The following is a 21892-nucleotide window of genomic DNA, read 5'->3' on the forward strand; positions in this document are numbered from 1 at the left end:
GCCTCCTTTAGTTCCTGGATTTTAAGGAATATGAGCCATTGGGGATGAATGTAATAATAATCCTTCTTTTCCAACCAAATTAGTATGGTTTAACATTATCACGCGGGTAAAATCGCTGTCAATGAGCATTTTTCCACGACAGCCAACTTTTAAAAAGAAGAGTGACCAGCGCCAGCAGCAGGAGCAGCGATGCCACTGCAAATGACGCCGAGAATTGGTATTCGTTATACAAAATTTCAACGTGCAGCGGCAGCGTATTCGTCTGTCCGCGGATATGCCCGGAAACGACCGACACCGCCCCGAATTCCCCCATAGCGCGGGCGTTGCACAGGATCATCCCGTACAGGAGACCCCATTTGATATTCGGCAGGGTCACCCGGGTAAATACATGCCAGCCGCGTGCGCCCAGCGTCACGGCCGCCTCCTCCTCTTGGGTGCCCTGGTCCTCCATCAGCGGGATTAATTCCCTCGCCACGAAGGGAAAGGTCACGAACAGCGTTGCCAGGATGATGCCCGGCACGGCATAGATGATTTTGATATCGTGGTCGCTCAGCCAGGGGCCGAACCAGCCGTTCGCCCCGAACACGAGCACGAAGATCAGCCCTCCGATGACGGGCGACACCGCAAAGGGCAGGTCGATCAGCGTAATCAGCGCCCCTTTGCCGCGAAACTTGAATTTAGTAATGGCCCAGGCCGCGGCGATGCCGAACACCGTGTTCAGCGGAACGGTCACCAGCGCAACGATGAGCGTCAGTTTCAGGGCGGACAGCGCATCTGGATCGGCGAGAGCTGCGACGTACACATCCCATCCCTTCTTGAGCGCCTCGGTGAGGACGATGAGCAGCGGCAGCACGATCAGCCAGAGCATCGCCAGCCCGGCCGCCGCGATTAACAGCCATTTCACCCAGGCCGCTTCCGTCGTGGCCGGCGAAGCCTGGGCACTCGTTTGAACGGAAGTCATGGGCACGGTACCTGCCATAGGAAAGCCCTCCTTTTCTTAGTGACACTTGAGCATAGGGTATAGTTCAGGCCGGGTTAAAACCGGGCGGGGTATTAACGCACCGAGCGCCGTGTCCACCGCTGCAGCGAATTGATGACGAGCAGCAGCAGAAACGAGATCAGCAGCAGCAGGATCGCTACGGCGGCGGCGCCGGCATAATCGTACTGCTCCAGCTTTGACATGATGAGCAGCGGGGCGATCTCCGTCTTCATCGGCATATTGCCGGAAATGAATACGACCGAGCCGTATTCCCCGATGCCGCGTGCAAACGCCAGGGCAAAACCCGTCAGGAGCGGCGGAATCAGCTCCGGCAAAATGATGGTCCGAAACGTCCGGAATCGCTTCGCCCCGAGCGTGGCGGCTGCTTCTTCAGCGTCCCGCTCCGCGTCCTGCAGCACAGGCTGCACGGTCCGCACAACGAACGGAATGCCGATGAACATCAGCGCGATCGTAATGCCAAGCTGCGTAAAGGCCACCTTGATACCCAGCGGCTCCAGCAGCGAGCCGATCCAGCCGTTTTGCGAGTAGAGCGCAGTTAGGGCGACCCCCGCTACCGCGGTCGGAAGCGCAAAGGGCAGGTCGATCAGCGCGTCAAACAGCCTTTTACCGGGAAACTCGTAACGCACCAGCACCCAAGCGATCAGCAGCCCCAGGATCGAGTCGATCAAGGCGGCCGCCGCCGAGGTCAAAAAGCTGATCTTGTAAGAGGCCAGCACCCGCGGGTCGGTAGCCACATGCCAAAATTTGTCCCAGCTCAGCCCTGTGGAATTTAGGAGGAGCGCCGACAGCGGGATCAGCACCACCAGGCTCAAATACAGCACGCTGTATCCCAGCGTCAGCCCAAAACCCGGCAGCACCCTCCGCCGGGCCGCGTTCACTTGACTCATGACCGTTCATCCTTTCCTGCCATCGGCCTTGTGTGCGCCGATCAGCTGCCAGGCGTATAAATTTGATCGAAAATGCCTCCGTCGCTAAAATGCTTCTGCTGCGTCTCATCCCATGTTCCGAACACATCCTGCAGCGTAAACAGATTGATGTCGTGGAATTTGTCCTTGAACTTCTCCTTGACGCTATCCAGTGTCGGCCGGTAGAAGTTCTCCGCGGCGATCGTTTGGCCTTCCTCCGAGTACAGGTACTTCAGGTAAGCTTCGGCTACCTCGCGGGTTCCGCGCTTATCCACGACTTTGTCAACGACGGCGACCGGCGGTTCGGCAAGGATGCTGACCGACGGATAGACAATGTCGAATTTGTCCGGACCCAGCTCCTTGACCGACAGCATGGCCTCGTTCTCCCAGGCAAGCAGCACGTCGCCGATGCCGCGCTCTACGAAGGTTGTCGTCGCTCCGCGGGCGCCGGTGTCGAGCACGGGTACGTGCTTGAACAGTTCCTTGACGAACTCCTGCGCTTTGGCCTCGTCGTTATTGTTTTGCTTCAAGGCGTAGCCCCACGCCGCCAGGTAATTCCAGCGGGCGCCGCCCGATGTCTTCGGATTCGGCGTGATGACCTCCACGTCGCCTTTGATCAGATCGCCCCAATCCTTGATGTTCTTCGGGTTGCCCTTTTTCACCAGAAACACGATCGTCGAGCTGTACGGCGTGCTGTTGTGCTCGAATTTGCTTTCCCAGCCTTCGTTGATCAAGCCTTTCTTCTGAATCGCATCGATGTCATAGCCGAGTGCCAACGTGACTACATCCGCTTCGAGTCCGTCGATAACGGAACGGCTTTGCGCCCCCGAGCCCCCATGCGACTGCTTAATTGTGACCTTCTGGCCCTTTTCTTTTTCCCAATAGGCCGCAAACGCCTTGTTGTAGTTCTCGTACAGCTCCCGTGTCGGGTCGTAGGAGACGTTCAGCAGTTCAACCGGTTTGGCCGAGCTGTCCGCCTGCGCCTCCGTGCTCTTCCCTTCGGTGGTGCCCCCCGCCTCTTTGTCCGTACTTCCGCTGCCGCTGCCGCTCCCATTTCCGCAGGCTGCCAGCGCAGCAGCCAGCAGCAGGGCCAGCCCTGCGCTCACTCCCCGCCTTACGATTTGTTTTCTTCTCCATACGTGTACCATATGACCCACTCCCCAGTGATAAAATGTACGGCCTGACCATGATTCATCGTGAAATTCTCGGTTTGGCCGGTGTTCGCCAAGCAAAAAAGGACAGAGGAAAATCCGGCACAGCCTGCAGACAAAACGGTCATGAATTGACCTGTCTGCTCCTGTTCCAGAGGTTCCTCCGTCCGTACGGTGAGAACTGCAATTTGTAATTATTCCTACCTGATTAGTATGTTATATGGGTATATTGTAGTGAGCCGAAACGTACCTGTCAAACCTTTTTTTCACAAAAATCAATTTCTCTTTCTGGACCTGAACGCCAGGTTCGTGACGGTGCCGACCACCAGACTGACCAGTATTGCGGATACGGCGAGACTGGCCACAACGGCAGCATAATGGGCCGGCGGGACGATATTGATGATCCCCAGACCAAAAACGAGGACAAACACAATCGCGTAATCGAGCCATCGGAACTTCCTCATTCTATCCCCCCTCTCATCGCTCCGTCATACCGGAAATGTGCAATGGAGCCTAACCCCAATGTATCACAACAAAAAAACCAGGGGAACCATAAAATGGAACCCTGGTTTTGGTTGTTAAGAAATTAGCCTGCTATTCGCCCTTCACCCACTGCTGAATGCATACCGGCTTCGGCAGCTCCAGCGCAAAGCCGGTCGGGGTCAATCGCCCGGAATCCGAATCGATTTTGTACGACAGCATATTGCCTGTGTTCTGGTTTGCCGCTAGAAGGTATCCCGAAATGATCGCGAAATTGCGCGGAAACTCGCCGCCCGTCGACACCCAATCCACCGGGGTCAGCTCACCGGTCGACTCGTTGATATGGAACAGGACGATGCTGTCATCTCCCCGGTTGGACCCGTACAGGAAACGCCCGCAAGGGGAAATATGGATGTCGGCGCAGAAGCTCTCCCCGGTAAAATCCGCTGGCAGCGTAGATACGTTCTGCAGCACTTTCAATTCCCCGGCCTGCCCGTTATAGGCAAACACCGTTACCGTATTGTCGAGCTCGTTAATACCGTACGCCCACTTGCCGGACGGATGAAAATCAAAGTGCCGCGGTCCCGCCCCCGGCGTCGTTTTTACTTCCCCGTGAGTCACCAGCTTGCCGTCTTCCAGGCGGTAAAGCACGATTTCATCCAGCCCCAGGTCGCAGACCAGCACAAACCGGCCTTCCGGATCCTGAAAAATCGAGTGCGGATGCGGCCCCTCCTGCCGGTCGTCCCGGATGCTGCGCCCGCTGTGCTTGACGATGGAGCTCATCTCCGCCAGCCCGCCGGTTTCGCCGATCCGGAACACATTGATATGCCCGCTGGAATAATTGGACACCATCGCAAACTGCCCGTCCCGGGTCAAGGAGACATAGCAGGGGTCCGCCCCTTCCGTCGGCATCCGGTCCAGCAGATGCAGCTCGCCGGTTTCGTTGTCGATCGAATAGGCGAAGATTTCGCCGCTTCCCGTTTCGCTCACCGCATACAGCCGGTCCCCCGCCGCGTTCAGCGTCAGATACGAGGGATTGGCAATGCCGGGCAGGCCGTTCACGACGGCCATCTCTCCGGTTTCCGTGTCGAGGGAACAGAGGAAAATCCCCTTTTCCGCCTCAGGGGCGTATGTACCTGTATAGAAGAAGCTTTTATTTTCCGGGTTCACCATTCACCACTCCTTGTCCATTCAAAAATAGGATCCTCATCTGAATAAATTATAGATTCATTTCTGTAATTCATTCTATATATTACCCTATTTTATTCTCGGCGACTGCCTTGGGCTGATTAACGGGCGTGACGCAGCAAAAAAGCGCTCCTGCGAGCGCCTGATGGAATGGAAATGAACGGACCGGCAGGCGGTCACTTTCCCTGTATATTAAACCCGTTTATGAATGAATCCGTCTTCTCGCCTTAAACTGCTTGTATTGAAAATACACCGTACAGCCGATGCAGTAACCGCACAGCGCCACAAATGCCGCCAGAAACAGCATCGCCGCAAAAATATACCCGAACACCGGCAGCTGCAGCGCAAAAAAGAGCAGCGACAGCGTCAGGAAAAGCACGGCCAGCACATTGTTGAACCGCTGCAGTTCCAGTGCCTGAGTCGGTTTGCCTTGGACACGCAGAAACGGTTTGGCCAGGAGCACGAACGCATTTTTTCCTGTTAGCAGTCCTAGCACCTGAATGATCCATAGCACCAGCAAAATGTACGGCTGGTTGAACACGGCGGTCAGGATCACAAACAGCACGATGCCGGTCTGATTTGCTTTGACATAGGGTTCCGGGATTTCCTTCATCGGGGTTCACCGTCCTTTAAAGAAGAGATTGGGGTCTTTGACCTTACTATAGAATATTAATCCGATGAGTACAATAGGAATAAAACGAGATGTGGTTCACGTAATTAATCTTTTATGATCTAAAACGTTTACCGAATCCGATGAAAAGGGCCCTGCGCCGCGGCAGAGCCCCTCTCATCGTGAAGCTTACTTGATCTCGATTTTAAAATCCTGCAGGATTAATCCGCCGGGATAATCACTCAGGTCAAAAGTCAGCGGCTGGGCGTACTGGCGAGCCGGAATATCAAAATAATATTCGCTCCACTCCCCGTTACTGTGCCACTTTTCGTGGATTTCCCCATCCTGCGGAAGGTAATAAGCAGCCCCCGTCGCATCCTTAAAACCGATCTTTGGTCGTGCTACGTAAGCTAGACCTTGCAATGGGGTTTGGATCGCGGTACGTATTCGGATAAAGCTGTCTGACCGTTCGATGCTCTTAAGCTGCAGGCGGCTGTCCGGAGCTTGAATCAATGTCTTCTTCTCGGTGTTGATCACCATCTTCATTTCGCCATCAAACGTCGTTCCCAGTCCTTTTCCTGTTAAAATAAGCGAATCGCCAGCCTGGTAGTCCGGCGCAAGGTAACTGATCTTCCAATCCAAACTGTTAGATGCCATGGCAAAAGCATTGTATGCCGTATTACCTCCAGTCCGATCGTTATACATCACAAGCTCGTAAATGTCCTTAACACGCTTGGTATTTGATGGGTCAGACTGAAAAAACACATCCAGCTGTTGCACAACCTTCTTCACGGTCGTCACCTTGATTTTCTGTCCGTCGAAGTTCAGTGTCCGGTTGACATCAATGTCCCGCTCCAGAACAGCCAGCCGATTGACCTTGACCGGGATCTTTACTTCCAGCCACTCGTCTTGGGGGATCCGACTCCCTTCGTTCCGCCAGCGACCGGCCAAATAAAACTCGGACGGCAGCGTTTCGCCTAAGGGAAGATCAAAAATGATCATGTCGTGATAGATCCCGCCCTCTTCCGTAACACCTTTTAACTGCTGTGAGCCTGCCTTGAACTGGACGGCGTTCAATGGATCATATCCAAGAGTGAACAGCCTTGGCGAATCCGGCGTAATCCGCTCCCCGGCATCGCTGCGGGACGTATAGAACAGGACGACATGGTTCAGGTCCGTCAGCATGCCGTCCACCGTAACCTGGTACCCGCCATAGGAAGCCGTCCGGGCGACCACCTGGTATTTCCCGTCGTCCAGCGCTTCCCGCAAAATCCCCCGGTCCCCGGCCAGCTGCTCGACATAATCGGGGACCTCTTCCCTGCCCAATAGCTTGGCCGCCAAGCCGCTCACCTCGGAAGGGTTGTAGGCCTGCGGAAATGCGATCCCAATCCCAAGTATCACCGCCGCCGCCACCGCCCCAATGAAAAACGCGGATCGGCGCATGATCGTCCGGCTGCGCCTGATCCGCTTGCCGCGGTTCAGGCCGGCCGCCACTGCTTCCTCCAGCAGCGGCTCAGGGATCCGCCGGCTCGCAATGGCCGCGGACTGAAAGTACTGCTCCAGCAGACGCTCCTTTTCCTCACCCATGAAACAACTCGCCTCCCGTCTCCATTTTTCCCCGCAGCTGCTTAAGACCTTGATGCAGCCATGTTTTCACTGTGCCCTCCGGCCGGTCCAGCACCCGGGCTATTTCGGTTAAGGTCATGTCCTCATAATATTTCAGCATCAACACGTGCCTGTACTTCGGTTTCATACGGTCCAGGGCACGCTCCAGATCGATTTTGCTGTCGCTGATCATTTCGTTCGACCGGATGTCCGCATGGTCCGGAAGCGGCTGCACCCTCTTCTTGCGCTTCTGCTCATCCATGCAGCAGTTGATCAGGATCCGGATCAGCCACGGGATAAACGCTCCCGGTTCCTTCAGCTTTCCGCACTTGATCCAGGCCCGGCATACCGCTTCCTGCACCGCTTCAAGCGCATCCTGCTCATGATGCAGATAGCTGTAGGCAATGCCATACAAGCGCCTCTGCTGCCCGGACACCAGGATGTGAAAAGCCTGCTCGTCTCCGCGGCATGCTGCGGCGGCCAGCTCGGTTTGTTCCATCGTCAGACCCCTTTCCCTCTCCCCTTCGTTGGCCCTGCCAGCGTCTGTATATACAAGACAAACAGCTATCGTCGTACTTCCAAAGAAGACAGACCGCGATTTGAGGAAGTTTGTCCTGCGAGTATAGACCTTCAGCTCCGCTGAATATTTAAATTTCTATACTCTAAAAAGACTGCGGAAAGCATGGAACGGTTTTAGTTGAAGTTCACTTTTTTCAAAAAAAGATATCCTGGCTCTCAGGAACGCCCATCCCCCTGAGGCCAAATAAACAAAAAAAGGACCGCCGTTAGGCAGTCCTGCCTGCTTAACGACGGTCCTTCCCTGTTTCAGTTAGCCGCTGGTTTAGACCGGCCCCCTTTCGGTTGTCCCTTCTCAATGCTTTCCTAAAGTTACCCGATCCGCTCCTCAGCCTCCTCGGCCAGGCGGAGCAGCTGCTCCCGCACATGCACCACCTCGCCGAAAATGAGCAAGGCCGGGTTTTTGACGTGCATGAGGGAAGCCAGCTTGTGGATGCTGCCCACCGTGCTGGTAATGACCCGCTCCTGTTCGCTCGTCCCCTGCTCGACGATCGCAGCCGGGGCCGAATGCGGCCGGCCGTGAGCGATCAGCTCGCGGCAGATATCGGCCATGCCGGCGACACCCATGTACACGACCAGGGTGTCGACGCCTTGGGCAAGCAGGTCCCAGCGGGGACCCTGCTCCCGGCCGGCACTGCTCGAGCCGCTGACGAAGGCGACCGAGGCGCTCCGCCCGCGGTGGGTCAGCGGGATGCCCGCCGACGAGGCGGCGCCGATCGCCGAGGTCACGCCCGGCACGAACTCGAACGGGATGCCGCGCAGCGCCATCTCCTGTGCCTCTTCGCCGCCGCGGCCAAAGATCAGCGGATCGCCGCCTTTCAGCCGCACGACCTGTTTGCCCTTCATGGCGAAAGCGGCGAGCTGCTCATGGATTTCCGCCTGCGGCACCGCATGCTGCCCCGGCGCCTTGCCGACGTAGACGAGCGCGGCACCTTTCTTCGCGTACCCAAGCAGTTCCTTGTTCACCAGGCGGTCATACAAGATGACATCCGCCTCCTGGATCCGCCGGAGCGCCTTTACCGTAATGAGCTCTGGATCACCGGGACCGGCGCCGACGATAGACACCATGCCCGGCTTCATCGGCCGCGTTCGGCAGACACAGCCGCCGCCTCCATGGAGCCGCGGGCTCCGGCCGATCCGATCGCTCCGGATTTACTTCTGCCAAATCCGCGGATGGACACGTAATACGCTACGCCCGTAAACAAAGCGCCGCCAATGAAGTTGCCGACCAGCACGGGGATCTGGTTCCACAGCCACCAATCGGCCAGGCTGACGTTGGCGCCCAGCATCATCCCGGCCGGAATGACGAACATATTGACGACGGCGTGCTCGAATCCCTGGCCGAAGAAGATGAGGATCGGCAGCCACATCGCAGCGATTTTGCCAGCGGTGGACTTGGACGTGAACGCCATGACCACGCCCAGCGTCACCATCCAGTTGCACAGCATCGCCTTGATCACGACCAGCAGCAGGCCTTCGCCGCCGAGCTCCTTATAGGCCAGCGTCTTTGCTTCGCTCGTCTTGATGATCGTCTGGACAAGCGGGCTGCTCATGTCGTGCCCCATTTTAGTAATGGTCAGGCCGTACAGCACCGCATAGACCAGGCAGCCGATCACATGGCCGAGGATGACCCAGCCATAATTGCCGAGCATAGAGCGGACCGAGGCTTTTTTCTGCAGCACCGCCAGCGGAATGAGCGCAAAGCTCCCCGTCACCAGCTCCAGCCCGAGCAGCACGATAATCACAAAGCCTACGGGAAAAATAAGCGCACCGGCCAGCGGAATATTCGTTTGGGATGAAGCGGTAAAGGCCAGCGTCGTGGCACAGGCCAGAATCGCCCCCGCGAGCATGCTGCGCACCAGCATTTGCCCCGGACTCAGCTTTGCTTTGTTCGCGCCTCCCTCAATCATGTCATTTAGAACCTCGCCTGGTTTTACGTAATCCATCGGCTACTCCTCCTCCTTCTCGCTTAAGATTCCGTGAGGCAATAAATTGCCCCGCTTACCGGATCCACCTCAACCTCATAGGTGCTGACCTTGCCGGTATCCGGCTCCTGCACGCAACCGCTGCGCAGGTCGATTTTCCAGTCGTGCAGCGGACAATGCACATCTTTGCCGCACACCATGCCTTCGGAGAGCTTTCCTCCTTTGTGCGGGCACTTGTTTTCCACCGCCAAAATGTCCCCGTCGCTTAAGCGGAACAAGGCAATCTCCGTCCCCTCCAGCACTACCGTCCGCGATCCTTTCGGATCGATTTCCGATATGTTTCCGATCAGATGCTTAACCATCCCGTTTCCCCCTTAGTTCTTCACAGGCTCTGCATTCGGCAGAGGTTCAAAGTTTTTGCGGAGTTCCTTGTCGGACAAAATCTCCTTCCACGGATCCTTCTGCGTGCTTAGCGCCAGCTTCAGCCGCGCATGGAGAGCCTCGCGGTCTTCCTTCTTCTCCAGAGCCTTCTTCACGCTGTCCAGCCCGACCCGCTCAATCCAGACCGAAGTCCGTTCGTTCCACTGCGCATGCTCGCGGTAATATTGAATAAAGGCACTCGCCCATTCGACCACTTCATCCTCCGTCTTCACGACGCAGAGCAGTTCGGTTGCCCGCACATGCACGCCGCCGTTGCCGCCGACATGAAGCTCCCAGCCGCCATCGATGGCGACCACGCCGAAATCCTTAATCGTCGCTTCCGCGCAGTTCCGCGGACATCCCGATACGGCCAGCTTCACCTTGGCCGGTGTACTCAGACGTTCCAGCTCTTTTTCAAGCCGGATGCCCATGCCGATGGAGTCCTGGGTACCGAACCGGCAAAAGGTGGAACCGACGCAGGTTTTGACCGTGCGGAGCGCTTTGCCGTAAGCATAACCGGAAGGCATGTCGAGCTCCTCCCACATTTTCGGGAGATCCTCCTTTTTGACGCCAAGCAGATCGATCCGCTGCCCGCCGGTGATCTTGACCATCGGCACGTCGAATTTCTCGGCAACCTCGGCGATTTTCTTCAGCTCGGTCGGAGAAGTGACGCCGCCGTAAATCCGCGGCACTACGGAATAGGTTCCGTCCTTCTGAATGTTCCCGTGGTATCTCTCGTTGGTGAACCGGGATTCTTTTTCATCCTTATAAGACTCGGGGAACAGCATGCCCAAATAGTAGTTCAGCGATGGACGGCACTTGGAGCAGCCTTCGGGATTGTTCCAGCCCAGCACATTCATCACTTCTTTGATGGACTTCAGTCCCATCCGGGAGATTTCCGCGACGATTTCGTCCCGGTTCAGCGTCGTGCAGCCGCATATGCCTTCTTTGACCGGCTCTCCTGCCGCATCACCCGCATAGAGCTGAACCAGTCCCTCTACGAGCGGCTTGCAGCCGCCGCAGGATCCGGACGCTTTGGTGCAAGCCTTAACCGACGACACGGTCGTGCAGTTTTTGTTCAGGATCGCGTCCTTGATCGTCTCTTTGGTGACGCCGTTGCAGCCGCAGATGATCTCGTCATCCGGCAGACTGGCCAGCCGTTCTTCCGGCGATACGGAAGCTCCCGCGCCGACAGCGAAGCCGAGCAGCAGCTCCTTTTCCCGGCCCTTGACCGATTCCCGGCTCTTCATCAGCGAGAACAGCTTGGAGCCGTCGCCCGTGTCCCCGAACAAAACGGCGCCGACGAGCCGGTCGTCGTGGATGACGATCTTTTTATACACGCCCTCCACTTCATCTTGGTAGCGCAACGCCCTGGTGCCCTCCGGCTCGGCAAAATGCCCCGCGGAGAATACATCTACGCCCGACACCTTCAATTTGGTGGAAGTCACGGAGCCGGCATAACCGGCGGTATCGACGCCCGCAAGCCGTTTGGCGAGCACCGCCCCTTGTTCATACAGGGGGGCGACCAGTCCGTAGGCGATGCCCCGGTGCTCCGCGCACTCGCCGACGGCATAGATGCCGGGAATGTTCGTTTCCATATAATCGTTGACGACGATGCCCCGGTTGACCTCAATTCCGGCGGACTTCGCCAAGGCCACATTCGGCCGGATGCCGACCGCCATAACGATTAAATCGGCGTCGACCCGGGTGCCGTCGGTGAAGCGAAGCTCCTTGACCCGCTTGCGTCCCATAATCGACTCGGAATGCTTGCTCAGCAGAAACGTCATCCCTTGGGCTTCCAACTCCCGCTGCAGCATCCGCGATGCGGTTTCGTCCAGCTGACGCTCCATTAAATAAGGATGGATATGGACGACCGAGACGTCCATGCCGAGGTGCAGCAGCCCTCTCGCCGCTTCGAGTCCCAGCAGCCCGCCGCCGATGACCACAGCTTTTTTGTGCTTCTTGGACGTCTCCATCATCATTTCGCAGTCCTTGATATCCCGGAAGGCGATGACCCCTTCCTTATCTGCGCCCGGAAGCGGGAGCATGAACGGATTGGAGCCCGTCGCCATAATCAGCACGTCATATTTCGCCTCTGCACCTTGATCGGAGTAAACGACGCGGTTTTTCGTATCGATTCGGGTCACCATGTGCCCGGCATATAGTTGAATCCGGTTCTCTTTGTACCAGTCCCAGTCCTTGATCACAATTTCCTGAATATCCGCACCGCCCGCAAGGACCGATGACAGCATGATCCGATTGTAGTTGGGATAAGGCTCCGCCCCGAAAATCGTGATTTCGTACGCATCCGGCGCCAGCTTCAGCAGATGCTCCAGCGCTCTTACCCCCGCCATCCCGTTACCGACCATAACCAGCTTTTTCGTCGCCATGTCTCTTCCGCTCCCCTCAATAGTCCAATCTTCTGAATCTTGTACCAAAAACCAGAAAAGCCCGCCTTCAGGCCCCGGGCAGAGTGGACACACTCTGGTTCAGGAGTCGAAAGCAGGCTTCATTGCCGCTATAAAGGATACACCGTTGTATCCGGCTGTTATCAAGTTCTTGATGGAAATATACACTACCTCGCGAATGTTTGTCAACATATTTAACATGAGAAAACCATTTCGATTTGGTTATCGACATGTCACCTTGTTTTATGTTATATAAATTAACATACAAATCTGTTGCACTCATCTTAAACTCTGACTGGACTGAATTAAGAAGGGAGCGTCTATGCATGCGTTCATTGCTGGTTATCCACCGCCAGACCCCTCCTTCAGAGCGAAGTGATTCAGATAGCAGGACGCTTCTGCCGGAGTACATCCTTCGTTCCTACGGGTACCAAGTCCATCTAGCGCGCAATGAGGAGCAGGCGATCGCCGGAATCGGAGATGCGGACGGTGCGGTGCTTCACCTTCCGGTCTCCGAGATCAAGGCTTGGTGCGGCAAGCTCGAGAAACACAAACAAACGCCAGTTCTTTGGTGGTGCAGCGATACGGCCGCTTCCATGTCCCTCGAGGCGTGTGAGGATGATGTTATTATTGACGGGCTTTTATTTCCGACCATGAAAGCGCACGAGCTGCATTGGTCGCTGCATTTCAGCTCCGCCCACTTTTATGAGCGGCAGCAGTGGAAGAACGAGCGCAAGCAGCTTCTCGCCCGCATTGAGGAACGAAAGTGGATCGATATGGCCAAGGGGATTCTGTGCGAACTCAAAAATATATCGGAATCCGAAGCCTATGACGTCCTGCGCAAGCAGGCGATGAATGAACGAAAACGGATGGTGGACGTCGCGACCTCCATCGTCAAGCTGTATCAGTTGCTTCAGGAATCCAGTTCGGGAGGTGCCAAGAAATCATGATCCATTTATTAAAAGAAGTCGGCCGGGGCAAGCGGGGCGCCCGTGACCTGACCTATGAGGAAGCCCTCCAGGCGGCTGAAGCGATCCTCGGTTTAACGGCCTCGCCCGCCCAGACCGGGGCGTTTTTTATCGCCGAACGTATCAAAATGGAAAGCGTAGAAGAGCTGGAAGCCTTCGTGTCGGTCCTGCGCAAACACGCCGCCCGTTCGGACCTTCCGCAGGGCATCGACTGCGCCGGCCCGTATGATGGGCGAAAATCGTCTTTTATGTCCACGATTGCCACCTCGTTTGTGCTGGCTGCCGCCGGGCTGCCTGTCACCCTGCACGGGTCGGCGTCCCTTCCGCCGAAGTGGGGGATGACGCTGGCCGATGTTTTTGCCGCAATGGGTATTTCCGATCCTTCGCTGTCCAGGGAGCTGTGCCTTGAAGCAGCGCGCCAGACGGGCGTACTGTACGCCCATGCCGAGACTTGGTGTCCGCCGCTGGCGAAGCTTCGCCCCATTCGCGAGGAGCTCGGCATGCGGACCGTGCTTAACACGGCCGAGAAGTTTGCGGATTACGGTCACTCCCCTTTCTTAACATTCGGGGTGTACCATAACACGGTCTTTGACCGGCTCGGCCGGCTCATCATGAACCTTGGCTATGAGCGGGCCATGATTATCCAGGGAAGCGAAGGCTCGGATGAGCTGTATATCCACCGCCCGACCCGGACCTACCGGATCGAACACGGGGAGGCTTCGCTTCAGATCATCGATCCGGAGAGCTTTGGCCTGGATACGCCGCTGCCGGAGGTCGACTGGACGCCGGCCGAGCAGGCGGCGGTAACCGGCCAGGTGCTGCAGGGCAAGGGCAATATGGCTTTTATGTATCAGGTGCTGCTGAACGCGGCAGTGCGCCTGCATCTGGCGGATCGGGTGCAGTCTGTTGAGGAAGGCCTGTATACGGGCAAGGCGCTGCTGGAATCCGGCAAGCCGCGGGAGCTGTACGAAAAGTGGCAGGCGGTGCTCAAAAACCAGCCGTTAACGGTCTGAATCCCTGTCTTCCTGCTGTCGGTAGAGGAAGAACAAAGAACGTCCCGGAAAATTCCGGGGCGTTCTTCGGTTTGTCTAGTCTTCGGTGCGGCGTCGGTCTACATGGCGGGCTCACTTTGCTTTAGCCAAGGCCGGTTGCTCAGACCATGAGCTTTGGCGTAACCTATGGCTTCTTCATTCCTGCCTGGTCCAAGCATGCGCGCCCATTAGCCGACTACCGCCGTCTAAGCCTCGTACTGCCTAACCCCGCCGCTTACGCCTCTGCCGTTCCGAACCGCTTGGCTGACCGCTCTTTCGCCTTCTGAGCCTCGATCTCGCGGTCACGGGGACTGGAGTTTGTAACGAGCGAGTCCAGCAGCTTCCTGGATGCCGCGGCGACCTCCGCTATCGCCAGATTAAAAGCTTCCTCATTCGCTTTCGACGGGCTCTGAAAGCCTGACAGCTTGCGCACATACTGCAGGGATGCAGCCTGAATCTCTTCATCGGTAGCCGGCGGATCAAAATTAAACAGCGTTTTGATATTTCTGCACATAGCCCTTCTCCTTTGGAATGTTTTTCGAATGCGTTTTATGTCCAATATAACGCACCCGCTGCCGTTTTCCAAGAAAAGGGCTACGCTCCCCTGCATCAAGTCTGTTTCCCGGACATTTAAAACCGCATAGGAATCGGCTTCGCCTCATGATGGGCCAGCGCCGCAACGCAGTCCTCTCTCCCGGCGAATTCCCGCACCCACTGCAGCGATTTCATCGCCTGATCCGGATCCGACGTAATCCCCGGCAGAATCATCTCCTGCCAGGATCTTTCCGCATACCCGGCATCGGAAGCCAGGAGCAGCCACCCTTTCTCTACTTTGGCCAAAATAGACAAATGCCCTGGCGTATGTCCCGGGGTATGAACCAGATACAGCAAGCCGTCGCCGAATACATCCAGACCCGCTTGATACGGGCCGTAGGGGATCGGCTCGAGAGCAAATGACGTTACGAGCACTTCCTGGTGCCATGCCTCCTGGCTCACGGCCGCAAACTCCCATTCCGGCTGGCTGACAAGAAAACGACCCGCCCCCTTCAGCAGCTCAAGGCCGCTGATATGATCGACATCCAGATGGCTGATGACAACAAGGTCAATATCTTTTGGGGTAAGCCCGCGCGCCTGCAGCTGTTCCCTGACAGAGCTGCCGGCAGGCAAATCGTATTCGATGAACTGCCATAAATCGCTGCCCAGGTGCTGTTCCGGCCGGGTTCGTATATCCTCATGCCATCCGGCATCGACGACAACGCGCCGTCCACTGGGATGCTCAATCAAATAGCTGGACAGCGGAACTTCGGACTGGAAGGATTCGCCCCGCTGATTCACCGGAGGTATGCTGTCCAATTCCTTAAATGCGAGCGAGCGGTCATATTTCAATCGGCCTGTATGCAGCACCTCTACCTTAACAAAATCGTTCATCATCATTCGCCTCCTAGATCGGTTAACAGCATTATGCAGCGTTCCCTTCATTTCGTGAAGACGGCACTTTTTAGTGATATACGAACCCGAAGGTTCGTGCTGTACTCCGTAACAGCACAAAAAAGCCCGGCTTACGCCGGACTTCATGTCGTTCCATTCTGTTCATCACGTGGGGTTTGCCGCGCTGCCCGCTTCCTCGATCTGCTTAATGACATCCGTCAGCGTAATGCCATCCAGATACCGCTCCAGCGCGGCTTCTCCGCCGCTGTATATCTGATCCATAATTCCCTCGATATTGGAAGCCACTTCGCAAGGCAGCTCCTCTCCGCCTGAACACCAGCTCGGCTTCAAGGATCCTCTTGCAAGCAGACGGTACAAATCACCCAATGTGACCTTCTCGGTGCCCGGATTCAGCAAATAGCCCCCGCCGACACCTTCCTTGGTCGTTACATACCCCTGTTTGCGCAGCAGTCCAAGCACTTTCCGAATCCGTGCCGGATGCGTGCAGACACTCTTGGCAATCTCTTCACTGTTAGCCATTCGTTCTTCTTTCAAGCTAAGAAGGGTTAAACAATGGACGGCAATGTTGAACTCACTATTCATTTTCGCTCCCCCTTATTACTGTAATTATATGGTTTACAGTTGCTTGTGTCAACCGGATTGCCAGGGTTTGGAACGTTTTCCGCTGAAAAATAAATAAAGGACGTTAACGAGACTCCCGGGGCTGCTTTTCCTCGGGACCAGTATGCTTAGTTTGACTTAATTCCCCTTGGATTAAACCTCCTCTCCTGATAGATCCAGCGATCGTTTTCCCGGCTCTGAAAAGTTTGTTATACTAGAGCGGGATCCTGTCCTTTAGCTCTAAGGCTCCAGGCTCCCTAAATCCTGCGTGAAAGAGGTTGTGTAAACCATGATCATTCAGTTTATTCGTTACCGTTAATGTAAGGTACAGATAACAACAGCCCCGTTTTTTAAAAAATACTGACGAGGGTTTATTTGTCTGTGCCTTTTTCATTCAAACGAAAACGAATGAATGGGGTGTTTTTGGTGCACAACGCTAAATTAACCGTGCTCGCCGGACTGATATCCCGGCATGAGCACCTGTTTCGCTGCCCAATCTGTTCCCGCCCATTGAAAATGGACGGATCTCGCAGCATGATCTGCGGCAGTCGGCATTGTTTTGACTTGTCCAAGGACGGTTACATCAACTTGATTCCGCACGCCGTGCGGTCCAAATACAACAAAGATCTGTTTACTTCACGGCGGGAAACCAGCCACCACGGCTTGTTTGACCCGCTGATCGATGCGATTCGCAACAAAATTGAGGATACGGCGCCTTCTCGATCGAGGGAACTACGCATTTTGGATGCGGGATGCGGCGAGGGCTCCCATTTGGCGGCGATTCTATCTGCCCTGCAGAAGCCGGATGCTCCAGACATCCTGGGCGTGGGCGTGGATATCGCCAAAGAAGGGATTCGCCTGGCCGCCAAATCGGGCGTACCGGCGATCTGGTGTGCGGCCGACCTGGCCGGCAGCCCGTTTGCCGACCGGCAGTTCGACGTCATTCTGAACATCTTGTCTCCGGCAAACTACCAGGAGTTCCAGCGCCTACTCCGGCATGATGGCCTGGTGATCAAAGTCATCCCAGGGAGCCGATATCTGCAGGAAATCCGAGCCTTGTTCCAAGGTGAGGCTGCAAACCAGCCATCTCCTGCCAAGGGACTTGCCGACGGACGCACTATCGACCGCCCATCTCCTGCTGGCGACAGCACTACCCGACGGCCCGTTCCTGCCACTGGACGTACCGCCGAGTTGTTCGGCAGGAATTTTGCCAGCGTGGATGTTCAGCATGTGGAATACAGCATGCTCGTCGCCGGGGAAGCCTTGGAGCATCTTCTGCGCATGACCCCGCTCTCCTGGGGCGCGCCGGAAGAAGCGATTCAGCAGGCTGCCGGGCAAGGCCCCCTGCCGGTCACCTTTGATTATGAAATTTTATGTGGCCGTTTGAACGAATAAGTGATCGGTCTTATCGACATCAAAGCCCCTATCGGCCAGCAGCGGCCGGTAGGGGCTTTTTTCATACAAAGTTTCGGTTATGGGGGTGGGCTGGGAGATCGTCATGGAGCTTCCCAATAATCCTCCGGATTCACGTTTTCCAGTCCCTTGATGGGCTCGCCTTTCGGCAGGTCGAAGGACCAGTTGACGTTGGTGTACCACTTGTCGGTGACCTTGCGGATGAGGGTCGCTTTTTCAGGAAGGGTTGTTAAGCCTCCGACGATAAAGCCGGGGTCGCCGTTGACGTCCTGAAACTCGGTCAAGCCTCCATAAGAGCCCCTAAAGCTTGCTGGAAATTCCCTACCTGATTTTTCGTCTCTCATCACCCATTCGTCATGGGAAAACATATTTCTGAATTTTCCTTCCACCTGAAGCAAACCAACCATTTCTTTCTCGAACGAATTCGGATCTTGGCCAATCTTCATGCTGCTGATGGTTAAAGAATCCCCTTGGCCCTTAAATTTGGCTGGCTTCGAAGACAATTCAAGTGGATGAAATTGCACCGAATCGTCGCTTATCACAGGAATGGAGTACCCGTCCAAAACAAACCTTACCTTCTCGCGGTCATAGGGAAGATACTTAAACGTGTAGTACCAGTGAAGCGTATCTCCATCCAACTGTGGTTGTTGGGCAATCAACGTTTCCACATGCGGACTTCTATAGTTATTGACGCTTGAAAAGTCATTTCCATTCTCATCCTCAAAATGGTACATGAGAAGCATATTCTCCAAACCTGATTCCGGGACCAGCTTAGCCAGCTTCCCATCTAATGAAGTAGATAGCTCCAGCCGTACAGCACTTGGCGTTCGTACCAGCCGTTCCATCTTAACGTGTAATCCATCTGGTGTAGTATACTGCTGATCCAATTGCGTTACTTTGGTCAGTTCATTCGCTTTTTTCATATCCAAGGAAAATTTGAAGTTCCAATTCCCTTTAACGACCTTGTGGGAAAAGAGCTTCCGCCCAATTTGGGTGATCTTCCCTTCCACAGTGAGCGTATCGGTTTTAACTCCATCCGGTAAAAGTGACGAAACATTTTCAATTACGGCGGATCCCCCTAAAGAATAAAGCTTTGCCACTTCTTTGCCCTCGGTATCCTTAACTGTAACTTGGCTCCAGTCTATCTTGTTTACCACTGGCTTCCCGTTCGGGTCGGTAATTTTGACTCCCATCATAATCCGCGCCGCATCCACAACAACTTCATTAATTTCTAATGTATATCCTTTGTCCTTTACTTTGATATGCGGATTTTGGACAAGTCCGAGTGTTTGAGAGTCCAACAGCCCAATATCCGTATTATCCCTCGCAAAAATCGACCTCACCCAATCCGCTATCGAAGGCTGAGCGTAAACCGTGAGTGCGGCGGCGACGATCAGTATGCAGACTGCGGCCAGAGCGGCCCGGCGAATGAACGGAGAACGTCTCTTTTTTCTCAACAAAATCGTGTCCGGCTCGTTCTCCTCAGCTGCAGGCTCAATCGGGACATCAGCCAGGGAAGCCATCACCTGCCGGGTGAAATCATCCGTCAACCGCTCAGGGTACAGCGCTTGGCTCCAGGCTTCCTGCTCTTGTCGGACTTCTGCCATCAATGCCTGACAGCGAGAGCAGTTCTGCACATGGATATTTAAGCCAGCCCCAGCATACGCTTCTTCAAGAATGAATTCTTCCATCTGAGCACGATTCAAGCATTTCACGGCTGATCCCCTCCTTTCCCTTCAGCTTTTTTTGCAGCTGCTTTCTGGCCCGGTGCAGCCGGTTGCGAACCTGATCCACCGTCAGGCCCGTGACGCTGCCAATTTCGTCGTAGCTCAGCTCGTTTGTGTACCGCAGCAAAAACACCAGACGGTATTGTTCAGGCAGTTCCCGAACTAACTGCAAAGCCTCCTGCCGAGTTTCCTTGCGAAGGAGAGCCCTCTCGGGTGTATTCTCATCCCGTACCGCCTGGTAGGCTTCTTCCTCCGGGGCCTGCGGAAACGACTTCCGCCTTCCCGCATCCCGCAGCACATTCACCGCGATCGTATACAGCCAGGACGCAAAGCTCGATTCCAGGCGGTAACTGGCCAGCTTGCGGTACGCTTTGACAAAAGCCTCCTGCGTATAATCCTGGGCATCCTGATGTCCCGCCCCCATACTCCGGAGCAGACCGTATATTTTGTTTTTATGCGCATCGACCAGCTCGGCAAAGACTTCCTTGCGTCCCGCCAATACCTGCTCGATCAGCATGCTTTCCCGTTTCGGGTCTATCATGATGATCCTCCCTGCTTTAATAGCCATCTGAATCTATAAACGGCATATGAGGACAAAGTCTCTCACTTTCTGGAAAAAACATCTGTTAATCGGTCGAACAGATGCCAAAGCGGATTGTCCCAACTCTCCCCGACTACCCGATCAGGCGCAAAAAAGTCCGCCACACTGAACATCACAGCGGCGGACTCAAGAGGGATTTTCGGAGTCAAAATCCCCAAAAACACAAAAAAATGAGCCCTTCAGCGAAGGAGCTCCAAATCAGATTAGACATATGAAAGGGTTTACAATAGGTATTATAGTATAAATCTCCCTGATTGAAAACGCTTTTTTATCCTTTAATTTCATTTTATCTCATGCGTACTGTGTATCATATATCACTATACCTCATGTCTCGTCTTACCTTCATGTCCTCGTATCCTCATGTCCTAGATTTCACATGTTTCTCAGTACATGTTTCTCATTACATGTTTTTCACCACACATTTACCAAGTTTTTTCACATGTCCGCCAATAATTTTTAAATTGGGTATTGCCAAAACTAATGTCATTAGTTATTATACTAATATAATTAGTCTTGAGGAGGAGTTATCAATGAAAATGACGACCGTTCAGCAAGTAACCCAGGTTGCTTTTATGCCCCGCTTGTTCCCCGTTAATGTGTATCTGATTGAAGAAGAAGACGGGTTGACCCTAATCGATGCCGGCATGCCTTTTAGCATAAAAGGCATCCAGCAAGCCGCCGCCCGCCTAGGCAAACCGATCGTAAGAATCGTTCTTACTCATGCACATGGTGATCATATCGGGGCATTCGACCTGCTGAAGGCGGCTCTTCCTCAAGTGACGACTTATATTTCCCGCCGCGACAGCCGCCTCCTTGCAGGCAGCAAGGAACTCGAGCCCGGCGAGCCGCAGGAGCAGGTCCGCGGAGACATCCCTGCCCCGGGCAAGGTCACCACGAAGCCTGACGTGCTGCTGGAAGACGGAGACCGCATCGGGTCGCTGCTGGCCGTCGCCTCCCCCGGGCACACGCCGGGACATATGGCGTTCTACGACACGCGCAGCGGCGTCCTTATTGCGGGCGACGCCTTCCAGACCCGCGCGGCCCTGGCCGTATCCGGCCATATGCAGCCGCTGTTCCCTTTCCCGGCGATGGCCACCTGGAGCAAGGCGACATCCATCGCCAGCGCCAAACGACTCGCCGGTCTGAATCCGACCTGGCTGGCGGTCGGCCACGGCAAAATGATTCCGCAGCCGACCGATAAGATGGCTGTCGCCATATCCCGGGCCGAGGAGGCCCTGAAGAAGGGGGCGGTCTAATGGTGCGCCGCATGGGGCTTGACCGCGAAACCCTGCTGATTGCCGCGGCAGAGCTAGCCGATGAGGCCGGATTGGATAACCTGACGCTGTCTGCACTGGCCCAGAAGCTTGGGGTCCGCTCCCCTTCCCTGTATAACCACGTGAACGGACTGCCGGACCTGCGCAGCGCGCTTGCCGCCTACTGCATGCAGCGTCTCGTCGATTTGATGCGCGATGCGGTCATCGGCAAATCGGGCGAGGAAGCGATTCTGAGCTTGAGCACAAGCTATTTGACATTTGCCCGCCAGCGCCCCGGCCTCTATGAGGCCTTTTACAAAATCGAAGCGTCGGATTCCCCGGAAACCGCAAAGCTGGGTGAACAGCTGTTGAGCATCTTTATCCGGGTTCTCGGACCCTACGGTCTCGGGGAACAGAACACATTGCATACGATCCGGGGTCTGCGGAGCCTCTTGCACGGCTTCGCCTCCCTGGAACAGAACAACGGCTTCCAGATGAAGCTGGATTTTGACGAGAGCCTGCATTTTGTTATGAGAGCCTTTCTGAAAGGGCTGGAATCCGGCGCATAACCGCCCGGCAGGC

22 protein-coding genes are annotated in these 21892 nt (G+C 55.3%); 5 read left to right on the forward strand and 17 right to left on the reverse strand.

Annotated features, from left to right (window positions below; all coding sequences use genetic code 11):
• Positions 1-118: 118 nt before the first annotated feature.
• The 12 genes from cysW to nirB all read right to left on the reverse strand — a co-directional run bounded on the left by cysW (position 119) and on the right by nirB (position 12250).
• Positions 119-979, reverse strand: a complete 861-nt coding sequence (gene cysW, locus BCV73_RS26400; RefSeq protein ID WP_089549136.1) for a sulfate ABC transporter permease subunit CysW — start codon at positions 977-979, stop codon at positions 119-121.
• A 74-nt stretch (positions 980-1053) separates the two neighbouring features.
• Positions 1054-1887, reverse strand: coding sequence for a sulfate ABC transporter permease subunit CysT (gene cysT, locus BCV73_RS26405; protein WP_076172807.1), 834 nt, complete (start codon positions 1885-1887; stop codon positions 1054-1056).
• A gap of 41 nt (positions 1888-1928) precedes the next feature.
• Positions 1929-3053, reverse strand: a complete 1125-nt coding sequence (locus BCV73_RS26410) for a sulfate ABC transporter substrate-binding protein (RefSeq protein WP_089549137.1) — start codon at positions 3051-3053, stop codon at positions 1929-1931.
• Between the two features lie 278 nt (positions 3054-3331).
• Complete coding sequence (locus BCV73_RS26415) at positions 3332-3520, reverse strand: hypothetical protein (RefSeq protein ID WP_089549138.1); 189 nt, start codon at positions 3518-3520, stop codon at positions 3332-3334.
• A 130-nt stretch (positions 3521-3650) separates the two neighbouring features.
• The gene (locus BCV73_RS26420; RefSeq protein WP_089550413.1) at positions 3651-4706 is read right to left on the reverse strand and encodes a lactonase family protein; all 1056 of its coding nucleotides are present in this window, start codon (positions 4704-4706) and stop codon (positions 3651-3653) included.
• Positions 4707-4926: 220 nt separating this feature from the next.
• On the reverse strand, positions 4927-5337 hold the full coding sequence (locus tag BCV73_RS26425; RefSeq protein WP_089549139.1) for a DUF4395 domain-containing protein: 411 nt from the start codon (positions 5335-5337) through the stop codon (positions 4927-4929).
• Between the two features lie 186 nt (positions 5338-5523).
• On the reverse strand, positions 5524-6921 hold the full coding sequence (locus BCV73_RS26430; protein ID WP_089549140.1) for a DUF4179 domain-containing protein: 1398 nt from the start codon (positions 6919-6921) through the stop codon (positions 5524-5526).
• Positions 6914-7438 carry a sigma-70 family RNA polymerase sigma factor gene (locus BCV73_RS26435; protein WP_089549141.1) on the reverse strand — a complete coding sequence of 175 codons (525 nt, stop codon included), beginning with the start codon at positions 7436-7438 and terminating at the stop codon, positions 6914-6916. The genes BCV73_RS26430 and BCV73_RS26435 overlap by 8 nt, the downstream gene beginning before the upstream one ends.
• A gap of 389 nt (positions 7439-7827) precedes the next feature.
• Positions 7828-8595, reverse strand: coding sequence for a uroporphyrinogen-III C-methyltransferase (cobA, locus tag BCV73_RS26440; RefSeq protein WP_089549142.1), 768 nt, complete (start codon positions 8593-8595; stop codon positions 7828-7830).
• Positions 8592-9461, reverse strand: a complete 870-nt coding sequence (locus BCV73_RS26445) for a formate/nitrite transporter family protein (RefSeq protein WP_089549143.1) — start codon at positions 9459-9461, stop codon at positions 8592-8594. The genes cobA and BCV73_RS26445 overlap by 4 nt, the downstream gene beginning before the upstream one ends.
• A gap of 23 nt (positions 9462-9484) precedes the next feature.
• Positions 9485-9802: a nitrite reductase small subunit NirD gene (nirD, locus tag BCV73_RS26450; protein WP_089549144.1), complete on the reverse strand. Its 318-nt coding sequence runs from the start codon at positions 9800-9802 to the stop codon at positions 9485-9487.
• A gap of 12 nt (positions 9803-9814) precedes the next feature.
• The gene (nirB, locus tag BCV73_RS26455; RefSeq protein ID WP_089549145.1) at positions 9815-12250 is read right to left on the reverse strand and encodes a nitrite reductase large subunit NirB; all 2436 of its coding nucleotides are present in this window, start codon (positions 12248-12250) and stop codon (positions 9815-9817) included.
• 344 nt (positions 12251-12594) lie between these two features.
• Here nirB and BCV73_RS26465 point away from each other — a divergent pair, with 344 nt between their 5' ends.
• Together BCV73_RS26465 and BCV73_RS26470 are read left to right on the forward strand one after the other, a co-directional pair.
• Complete coding sequence (locus tag BCV73_RS26465) at positions 12595-13218, forward strand: ANTAR domain-containing response regulator (protein ID WP_089549147.1); 624 nt, start codon at positions 12595-12597, stop codon at positions 13216-13218.
• Positions 13215-14249, forward strand: coding sequence for an anthranilate phosphoribosyltransferase (locus BCV73_RS26470; RefSeq protein ID WP_089549148.1), 1035 nt, complete (start codon positions 13215-13217; stop codon positions 14247-14249). Before BCV73_RS26465 ends, BCV73_RS26470 begins: the two co-directional genes overlap by 4 nt.
• A gap of 253 nt (positions 14250-14502) precedes the next feature.
• On the opposite strand, the gene BCV73_RS26475 is transcribed toward BCV73_RS26470, so the two are convergent.
• The 3 genes from BCV73_RS26475 to BCV73_RS26485 all read right to left on the reverse strand — a co-directional run bounded on the left by BCV73_RS26475 (position 14503) and on the right by BCV73_RS26485 (position 16298).
• A complete protein-coding gene (locus BCV73_RS26475; protein WP_076172796.1) occupies positions 14503-14781 on the reverse strand; it encodes a DUF2277 domain-containing protein in 279 nt (92 codons plus the stop codon).
• A gap of 116 nt (positions 14782-14897) precedes the next feature.
• On the reverse strand, positions 14898-15695 hold the full coding sequence (locus tag BCV73_RS26480; protein ID WP_179232072.1) for an N-acyl homoserine lactonase family protein: 798 nt from the start codon (positions 15693-15695) through the stop codon (positions 14898-14900).
• A 165-nt stretch (positions 15696-15860) separates the two neighbouring features.
• Entirely contained in the window at positions 15861-16298 is a 438-nt protein-coding gene (locus BCV73_RS26485) for an RrF2 family transcriptional regulator (RefSeq protein WP_076172795.1), read from the reverse strand.
• Between the two features lie 444 nt (positions 16299-16742).
• On the opposite strand from BCV73_RS26485, the gene BCV73_RS26490 reads away from it, so the two are divergent.
• The gene (locus tag BCV73_RS26490; protein WP_179232073.1) at positions 16743-17711 is read left to right on the forward strand and encodes a putative RNA methyltransferase; all 969 of its coding nucleotides are present in this window, start codon (positions 16743-16745) and stop codon (positions 17709-17711) included.
• A 101-nt stretch (positions 17712-17812) separates the two neighbouring features.
• Here the strand turns inward: BCV73_RS26490 and BCV73_RS26495 are convergent, their stop codons facing one another.
• Together BCV73_RS26495 and BCV73_RS26500 are read right to left on the reverse strand one after the other, a co-directional pair.
• Positions 17813-19444, reverse strand: coding sequence for a DUF4179 domain-containing protein (locus BCV73_RS26495; RefSeq protein ID WP_143811903.1), 1632 nt, complete (start codon positions 19442-19444; stop codon positions 17813-17815).
• Entirely contained in the window at positions 19401-19997 is a 597-nt protein-coding gene (locus tag BCV73_RS26500) for an RNA polymerase sigma factor (protein ID WP_076172792.1), read from the reverse strand. Before BCV73_RS26500 ends, BCV73_RS26495 begins: the two co-directional genes overlap by 44 nt.
• Before the next feature lie 590 nt (positions 19998-20587).
• Here BCV73_RS26500 and BCV73_RS26505 point away from each other — a divergent pair.
• Entirely contained in the window at positions 20588-21313 is a 726-nt protein-coding gene (locus tag BCV73_RS26505; RefSeq protein ID WP_089549152.1) for an MBL fold metallo-hydrolase, read from the forward strand.
• Positions 21313-21879, forward strand: coding sequence for a TetR/AcrR family transcriptional regulator (locus BCV73_RS26510; protein ID WP_089549153.1), 567 nt, complete (start codon positions 21313-21315; stop codon positions 21877-21879). The genes BCV73_RS26505 and BCV73_RS26510 overlap by 1 nt, the downstream gene beginning before the upstream one ends.
• The last annotated feature ends 13 nt before the right edge of the window (positions 21880-21892 follow it).

Source organism: Paenibacillus sp. SSG-1, from assembly GCF_002224835.1.
Taxonomy (GTDB): Bacteria; Bacillota; Bacilli; order Paenibacillales; family Paenibacillaceae; genus Paenibacillus_AQ; species Paenibacillus_AQ favisporus.